The sequence below is a fragment of the Pinibacter aurantiacus genome (assembly GCF_019130065.1).
GTDB classification, from domain to species: domain Bacteria; phylum Bacteroidota; class Bacteroidia; order Chitinophagales; family Chitinophagaceae; genus Pinibacter; species Pinibacter aurantiacus.
Genome location: NZ_JAHSPG010000019.1, coordinates 1 through 8365, shown reverse-complemented (window position 1 = coordinate 8365; position 8365 = coordinate 1). Strand labels below are relative to the sequence as shown.

The 8365-nt window shown below is 40.7% G+C and carries 9 protein-coding genes; 6 read left to right on the top strand and 3 right to left on the bottom strand.

Annotated features, from left to right (window positions below; all coding sequences use genetic code 11):
- Positions 1-108: 108 nt before the first annotated feature.
- Positions 109-801: a RadC family protein gene (gene radC / locus KTO63_RS26155; RefSeq protein WP_217795327.1), complete on the bottom strand. Its 693-nt coding sequence runs from the start codon at positions 799-801 to the stop codon at positions 109-111.
- A 113-nt stretch (positions 802-914) separates the two neighbouring features.
- Here radC and KTO63_RS26150 point away from each other — a divergent pair, with 113 nt between their 5' ends.
- From KTO63_RS26150 to KTO63_RS26125, 6 genes are all read left to right on the top strand, one after another.
- Positions 915-1091, top strand: a complete 177-nt coding sequence (locus KTO63_RS26150) for a hypothetical protein (protein ID WP_217795325.1) — start codon at positions 915-917, stop codon at positions 1089-1091.
- Positions 1092-1307: 216 nt separating this feature from the next.
- Positions 1308-2258: a ribose-phosphate pyrophosphokinase gene (locus KTO63_RS26145; protein WP_217795323.1), complete on the top strand. Its 951-nt coding sequence runs from the start codon at positions 1308-1310 to the stop codon at positions 2256-2258.
- A 20-nt stretch (positions 2259-2278) separates the two neighbouring features.
- Entirely contained in the window at positions 2279-2860 is a 582-nt protein-coding gene (locus KTO63_RS26140; RefSeq protein ID WP_217795321.1) for a 50S ribosomal protein L25, read from the top strand.
- A gap of 174 nt (positions 2861-3034) precedes the next feature.
- Complete coding sequence (gene pth / locus KTO63_RS26135) at positions 3035-3613, top strand: aminoacyl-tRNA hydrolase (protein WP_217795319.1); 579 nt, start codon at positions 3035-3037, stop codon at positions 3611-3613.
- Positions 3614-3732: 119 nt separating this feature from the next.
- Positions 3733-4344, top strand: coding sequence for a fumarylacetoacetate hydrolase family protein (locus KTO63_RS26130; protein WP_217795317.1), 612 nt, complete (start codon positions 3733-3735; stop codon positions 4342-4344).
- A gap of 448 nt (positions 4345-4792) precedes the next feature.
- Positions 4793-5440, top strand: a complete 648-nt coding sequence (locus tag KTO63_RS26125) for a hypothetical protein (RefSeq protein ID WP_217795315.1) — start codon at positions 4793-4795, stop codon at positions 5438-5440.
- Positions 5441-5594: 154 nt separating this feature from the next.
- Here KTO63_RS26125 and KTO63_RS26120 read toward each other — a convergent pair whose 3' ends face one another.
- Positions 5595-7283, bottom strand: a complete 1689-nt coding sequence (locus KTO63_RS26120; RefSeq protein ID WP_217795312.1) for an ABC transporter ATP-binding protein — start codon at positions 7281-7283, stop codon at positions 5595-5597.
- A gap of 86 nt (positions 7284-7369) precedes the next feature.
- A complete protein-coding gene (locus KTO63_RS26115; RefSeq protein WP_217795310.1) occupies positions 7370-8140 on the bottom strand; it encodes an AMP nucleosidase in 771 nt (256 codons plus the stop codon).
- Positions 8141-8365: the final 225 nt, after the last annotated feature.

Sequence of the window (8365 nt, the reverse complement as noted above, 5' to 3'; positions counted from 1 at the left end):
AATAATTAGCAGGGCCGCATTCTTCATTGAATGCGGCCCTGCTAATTTTTGAACTGAGAGAAGTATGCTTTGTCTTAGGCTGGTACACCTTTTAATTATTAATTACCCTCATATTCTTCCTTCATCCGCAAAACTATAATACCCTTCCTCACTCACAATAAGATGGTCGAGGAGTTTTATATCAAAAAAAGCGGCGGCTTCTTTTATTTTAATGGTCATTGATTCATCGGCTTTGCTCGGTTTCAAGCTGCCCGAAGGATGATTGTGGCAAACAATTAGAGAAACGGCATTTTCCTCAAGCGCCTTTTTTATAATAATCCGGACATCAACGACCGTGCTCGTAATACCACCAATACTTACGACTTCGTGGCGGTAAACTTTGTTAGACTGGCTGAGAAAAAGAACCATGAAAGCCTCCTGCCTCATGTCCCTTAAAAGACTCCTGCAAAAGGTGGCAACGTCTTTACTGCTTTTAACGATGGGCTTTGCCAAAAATGATCCGCCTTCACGTCGCCGGCCCAGTTCCATGGCGGCGGCGATAATAACAGCTTTTGCTTCACCTATCCCTCTTACGGTCATATAATCCTTGATCGTAAGTTTACCAAGCTTGATCAGATTGTCATCTGCCATCTTCAAGAGCTCCTGTCCCAGTTCTATGGCGTTTTTTTGGGTATCTCCATCGCGGATCAATATTGCAAGAAGTTCAGCATCGCTTAGGGATTGTGCGCCTTTGGATCGTAATTTTTCGCGGGGTTTATCATCTTTTGCCCAGTGTTTAATTGAGTACTTTTTCTCTTGCATCGAACAATTTTAGGTAATAAATTTGAATCACAAACGTTAACGTAACTATAACAGTTTTCAGAAAACGTTAGGTTCCAATTCAACATCCTTAGAACAAACTAAATTCAACATCCATGAAAAGTAACGTAAACCAACTAGGGGGAATGCAGTCCCTATTCTTCTGCGCAGGCATTTATCTTGTAGCGCTTTTTTTCTCAATCTTCGTTTGCTCCTCTATTTTTTATGCATTTAATTCAAAATCAACAAATGTAAAAGCAACCGAAACGCAGGCATTGGCGTCTGTTAAATAGATTTTGATCAAATCGGTCAAGTTTTTTAAGTTTTTACACACAAATTTTATTTTCCCTTTGGAAGCGTCTTGTAAAGATTGCGTTTCAAAGGGAAATTTTTTTCCACAACAAATACAGCTTTCCGCGGCAAACCCAATTTTAATTTCTAATTCCCTGCTTTTAGTTCGTTGATTCTCTGCTAAGTTTTTATCTTCGTCGCATCAATTTATTCCCCATATGCAGAGTTCAGCTAAGATATTTTCCGGAACAGGTTCGCAATACCTGGCTGAAAAAATTGCGGAGAAATTCGGCGCCCCTCTGGGAAAAATAACCATCCAGAAGTTCAGCGATGGCGAAATTCAGCCGATTTTTAATGAAAGTATTCGCGGCGATGTTGTTTTTTTGGTGCAAAGTACTTGTGCGCCAACAGATAACATAATGGAACTTTTGTTAATGATTGATGCCGCCAGAAGGGCTTCGGCAGATAAAGTAATTGCCGTAATGCCTTACTATGGTTATGCAAGACAGGATAGAAAAGATAAGCCCCGTGTAGCAATTGGTTCCAAACTGGTGGCCAATATGCTCACCGCTGCAGGTGCCGACCGCGTGATTACCATGGATTTACACGCTCCGCAGATCCAGGGATACTTCGATATTCCGGTGGACCACCTTGACAGTTCAGCAATTTTTATCCCATATATAGAGCAATTAAATCTCGAAAACCTTACCTTTGCGGCCCCTGACGTGGGTAGTGCCAATAGGATCAGGGAAATTGCCAGCTATTTTAACGCAGAAATGGTGATTTGCGACAAACATCGTAAACGCGCAAACGAGATAGCAAGCATGGTGGTGATAGGTGATGTAACAGACAGGAACGTGGTTTTGATAGATGATATTTGTGACACAGGCGGTACACTTACAAAAAGTGCCGGATTGTTGATGGATAAAGGCGCGACAAGCGTAAGAGCTCTTTGTACACACCCTGTTTTCAGTGGTAAAGCATATGAAAACATTCAAAACAGTGTGTTGGATGAAATGGTGGTTTGTGATACCATACCGGTAAAACAGCAAATAGATAAAATCAAGGTTTTGTCAGTTGCAAATTTGTTTGCGGTAGCAATCAGAAATGCGTTTGAGCATCAAAGTATCACCAGTCTGTTCATCCATTCGCAAAGAAGAAACAAGTAGAAATTTAAAACAAAATAAAAATGAAGACAATTACAATCGAAGGACAACTCAGGACCGACATTGGCAAAAAAGCCACCCGCCAACTTCGCTCTGAGGAGAAAGTGCCAGGTGTAATTTACGGGGGTGCGAAAGAGATTAGCTTCTCTGCTCCGGCAACTGCACTTAAAGGTCTTGTTTACACAGGCGAATTCTTGATCGCTGAAGTAAAATTGGACGGTAACACTTACAAATGCATTTTGAAAGATTTGCAATTTGACAAAGTTTCAGACCAATTGATCCACATCGACCTTATGGAACTGGTTGAAGACAAAAAAGTAGTAGCAACTTTGCCTCTTGAATTTACAGGAGCCGCTGCAGGTGTTAAAGCCGGTGGTAAATTCGTTGTGAAAATGAAATCTTTGAAAGTGAAAACTTACCCTAAATATTTGAAAGAAAATATTACGGTAGATATCACTAACCTGGAACTTAACGAAAACATCCGTGTTGAAGATGTTGTGGCAGAGAACTACGAATTTATGAACTCTCCACGTATTCCTATCGCTTCAATTGTTATGACTCGTCAGTTGAAACAAGAAGAAAGCGCGGAAAAAGGAAAGAAATAAATAATTTCATTTCAATAGAGCCCGGTTATTTGCAACCGGGCTTTTTCATTAGAAATATAATATCTGAAATTTGAGATTAGAAATTTTAAATTATTGACTGTGAGCCGCTACCTATTGTTTTGCAGCAAGAATTTGTAAGATTTTAAAGATCAAATATCAAATTTTGAATTCCAAATGAACAAATTTCTCCTAATTGGGTTAGGTAATATAGGAGCCGAGTATGAGCTGACGCGGCACAATATTGGCTTCGATGTGTTGGACACATTTGCCGGCAAAAATGCGGTTTCATTTAAGCCGGATCGCCTTGCGGATGTTGCTGAAATAAGATGGAAAGGAAAAATATTCATTTGTGTTAAGCCCACCACTTACATGAATCTTAGTGGGAAAGCGGTGAAATACTGGATGGATAAGGAAAAGATAGGAATTGAGAATATACTGGTGATTGTAGATGATCTGGCATTGCCACTTGAAAAAGTAAGATTGCGCAGAGGCGGCAGCGACGCCGGTCATAACGGTTTAAAAAGCATTCAGGAGCATTTGGGAACAGACAATTTTCCTAAGTTGCGTTTTGGAATAGGTAATAATTTCCCCAAAGGACGGCAGATTGATTTTGTGTTGGGAAAATGGACATCCGACGAATGGCCGCTGGTGGTAAAAAAAGTGAACAGTTGCGTAGAACTAATTGAAACTTATTCACAAGTGGGCATCGAACAGACGATGAATCTTTATAACAAACTCACCTTCTCATTATGAGATGTAAAAGCGAATCTTTATTTTCGCGATACTTTTTCTATTCAATATCCCAGATATCAACCGCGGGGGTAAGCCCCTTTTAAACATGATTATTAAATCATTAAACCGTTTTATTGAATATGAAAATATTCTGTGTTGGCCGTAACTATGTAGCGCATGCCCAGGAGTTGGGAAATGAAGTTCCAGACGAGCCAGTTATTTTTATGAAGCCCAAAAGTGCCTTATTGCAGGCGCATACTCCGTTCTATTACCCTGAGTTTACCAACGAATTACATTACGAATGCGAGCTTGTTTTAAGAATAAATAAGAACGGTAAATACATTCAGGAAAGATTTGCCAGCAAATACTACGACGCTGTAACCGTAGGTATTGATTTTACTGCCCGCGATATCCAGAACGAATTGAAAGAAAAGGGGCTGCCGTGGGAAAAGGCAAAAGCCTGGGACAACTCCGCTGCAATTGGCAAATGGATACCATTTACAAATATCAAAAGCAAGAAAGATATCAATTTTTCATTGAAGAAAAACGGAGAGATTGTTCAACAAGGCAACTCCGGACTGATGCTTAACAATTTTGATAAAGTGGTGGCCTATATCTCCAATTATTTCTCCATAAACATCGGCGATCTCATCTTTACCGGTACACCGGCCGGAGTAGGGGAAGTGGTTGTAGGAGATGAATTGGAAGGATTCATCGAAAGCGAAAGCATGTTTCAACTCGATGTGAAATAGTGGTTTTTTAATTTTTTTAGCAAGGCAAACGCTTCTTAGACGGAACGTTTGCCTTTTTTGTGCGCGTAATTGACAGTTGAGAATTGAGAGTGGAGAGTTGAGAGTGAGCGAGACTTTAACCACTCGCCACCAGCGACTAACAATACCAAAGCACAAGAATCTATAACTCTCAACTCTCAATTCTCAACTCTCCACTTTACTTGCCGCTCATCCCCGAAAAAATCCTCAATTATTTCTTTATTACCATCCAACGTTTTTGACTTGATCCTTGTCAAGGTCTGATGTAACATTTTTTAATTCATTGCGTCATATATAAGAAAATGATCTTGTATGTTCACTCAACCCATAAAATAATCCGCTGATGTATTTTATGTTTTTGCTGCAGTGAATTAGTAAAAAATTTGAATGCGAAATTTTTCGTAAAACAACACACCTGAACTACCCGGAAATGAAGAACAGTATGCTAAAGGGGGCCCACTTATCTGAAGGAAAAAGCCAGGATATCCTGCGTTATTTTTCCGAAGATCTCACTGCTACACAGATAGCAAACCTCACAGGAGTAAGTAGGGTTACCGTCAACAATTATTTTAGAACCATCCGTCTGCGCATAGCCAGGCATTGTGAGGAGAAGAACCCAACTTCGAATTATTCAAAAAACCATTCAGTTGTTTACCTTAAGAAGCAAGGCAACGACTATGAAAACGGACCAGAGAGACATCAAACGCTCTACGGTTTTCATTGGCACAATGGGAAAGTTTTTGCCAGCTCATTAGAACGGAAAGAAAAATCCGAAAATGGCAATGGACAAGCTGTGAGTGACCACAATCTCGATCAGTTCAAGCTGCATAACTATCACGCTGTAGCCGATTTCAAAAACTGGAAGCTATTTAACATTCAAAACAGTAGCGATGTAGCTGAAGATGATATCTTCTGTTTTTGGAACGATACCAAAAATAGAATGGTAAAGTTTCGCGGATTGCATAAGAATATGCTGTATTTGCACGTTAAAGAATGTGAGTTCAGGTATAATTATAGAAACGATGACATAAATACCGTACTGCTCGGTGTTATGCAAAAACATTTTTCTATTTATTAATCTTTGATTGATTTTGAATGCCTATTATGTAATAATTTTGCACAATATTTCTGGTCAGCTGTCGGGCACAGAAAGTAAAATATCAAGGCAGTTATTGTTTTCTCATGTGTTACGAGGGTGGTTTCTACCACTCTCTTTTTTATTTCCACAAGAGCTAAACCGTAGGAATGGCGCTTAAAAGCTGTGCGGTGTATGCACTTTGAGGATTATTGTATACCGCTTCCGCATAGCCGATTTCTTCTATTTTTCCTTTTCGCATTACCATGATGCGGTCGCTGATATATTTTACCACAGAAAGATCGTGTGATATAAAAATGGCTGTAAAATTGAATTCGTTCTTTAAGTCGGTCAATAAATTCAGTACTTGTGCTTGAACGCTGACATCCAACGCACTTACCGATTCGTCAAAAACAATAAAGCCGGGATTGAGGGCCAAAGCTCTGGCGATACCGATTCGCTGGCGCTGACCGCCACTGAATTCATGGGGATAGCGATAAAAATGTTCGGGCTGGAGATTTACTTTGCCAAGCAGTTCCATGGCCAGTTCTTTTCGCTTATTGGTAGAAGTTAATACCTCATGAACCTGTAATGGTTCTACAATGGCCCGTCCTGCGGTTTTTCTTGGATTCAAAGAAGAGTATGGGTCCTGGAAAACAATTTGAAAGTCTTTGCGCCTGGTTCTTAATTCATTTTTATCAATGGCGAGAAGATCCTTTCCTTCAAAAATAATTTTGCCTTCCTGCGCATCCTGCAGGCGCAGGAGCGTTCTGCCTAAGGTTGTTTTACCGCAGCCCGATTCACCCACAAGGCCGAGCGTTTCCCCTTTATAAATGTCAAAGCTTACATTGTTGACCGCAGTATTATACTCAAGCGTTCTTCCAAAAAAGTTCTTAACGGAAGGGAATTTGACAGTTAAGTCTCTAACTTCTAACAGGGTTTCAGCGCTGTTTTTTTTCTGTTCGGGAACCGTCTTTGCGAGTGGTTTTGTATGTTGTTTTGGTTCAAGAAAATCGCTGATAACAGGAAGCCTTTCTCCTTTGGGATGAAGTGCTGGTCTGCATTGCAGCAATGCCTGTGTGTAGGGATGCTTTGGCGATTGCAGAACAGTTTTGGTTGGTCCCTGCTCAACAATATTTCCCTTGTACATCACCACAACTTTGTCCGCTATTTCTGCCACAACGCCAAGATCATGGGTAATGAAAATCACACCCATGTTATTTTGTTGTTGCAGTTCTTTGATGAGTTGCAGTATTCTTTTCTGAACAGTAACATCAAGCGCAGTCGTAGGCTCGTCAGCAATTAGCAAAGAAGGATTACAGCTCATTGCCATTGCTATCATCACGCGTTGCTTCTGTCCGCCGCTTAGTTGGAACGGATAGCGATTGATTATTTTGTCGGGATCTGGAAGCTGAACCTGTTTGAACAATTCAACAGTTCTTTGCAGGGCTTCTTTTTTTGAAACTTTATCGTGTAGTTGTATTGCTTCAGCAACTTGTTGCCCGCATGAAAATACCGGATTTAAAGACGTCATTGGCTCCTGGAAAATCATGGAGATCTTGTTGCCGCGAATGCTGCGCAATTCTTTTTCCGGTAGGTTTAAAAGATTGATGGTCGTTTCGGCATCATCACTAAACAATATTTCTCCGCTCGTATATTTTGCCGGAGGCGAGGGAAGTAGTTGCAGGATCGACATTGCTGTTACCGATTTACCGGAACCGGATTCGCCCACCACGGCCACAATTTCACCGTTATTCACTTCAAACGAAATCCCGTGCAATGCCTTTGTGGTGGCATCGTTGTTGGTAAATTCAACGTGGAGATTTTTTATTTGAAGAAGGTTCATGAGTTGAGAGTTGAGAATGGAGAGTTGAAAATGGTAGGGGCGAATTGCATTCGCCCTGCTGCACAGAAACATCGCCAACGCAATGTCTAAAACCTCAAGTGTCTCACCGTATGGCCGTCATTGATCAATTGTTTCAACGAGTCGATGCCGATGCGAATGTGTTTTTCAACAAAGTCGCCGGTTACTTTTTTATCGCTTTCTTCTGTTTTAACGCCTTCCGGAATCATTGGAGAATCGCTCACAAGCAGTAAAGCTCCGGTTGGAATTTTGTTATAAAATCCTACAGAAAAAATAGTCGCAGTTTCCATGTCAATGGCGTAGGCTCTTACCTTCTGCAAATATGCTTTAAACTCTTCATCGTGCTCCCACACGCGGCGGTTAGTCGTGTAAACAGTGCCTGTCCAGTAGTCAACAGCATAATCGCGAATGGTGGTAGAAACGGCTTTTTGCAGCGCAAATGCAGGCAGTGCAGGAACTTCCGGTGGGAAGTAGTCGTTCGAAGTACCTTCACCTCTTATCGCTGCAATGGGCAAGATAAGGTCGCCAACTTTGTTTCTTTTTTTCAAACCTCCACATTTGCCCAAAAACAAAACAGCTTTTGGTTCAATGGCTGTTAAAAGATCCATGACGGTAGCGGCGGTTGGGCTGCCCATTCCAAAGTTTATAATAGTGATGTCATCAGCTGTAGCACACTGCATGGGTTTGTCAAGACCAACTATTTCCACATTGTTCCACTCTGCAAAAAGCTTTACATAGTTGCTGAAATTGGTAAGCAAAATGTACTTGCCAAAGTTTTCTAATTTCTGCCCTGTATACCGGGGTAGCCAGTTGTTTACAATTTCTTCTTTTGTTTTCATACAAGTAAATATAAATAATTTGAAAAGAAGGAACGCAGATTTTCATGATTGTCATGATTTGTTAAAACTGGGCTTTTAAATATTGCTACAGTTTTTTTACCACTAAGGCACTAAGGACACAAGTTGCACTAAGGCTCTCCGTTTGTTTTGTGACTCTTAGTGAAAGCTTAGTGTCCTTAGTGCCTCCTATGTTTGTAAAACGGGAAAAGATCTTTGAGAAATAGT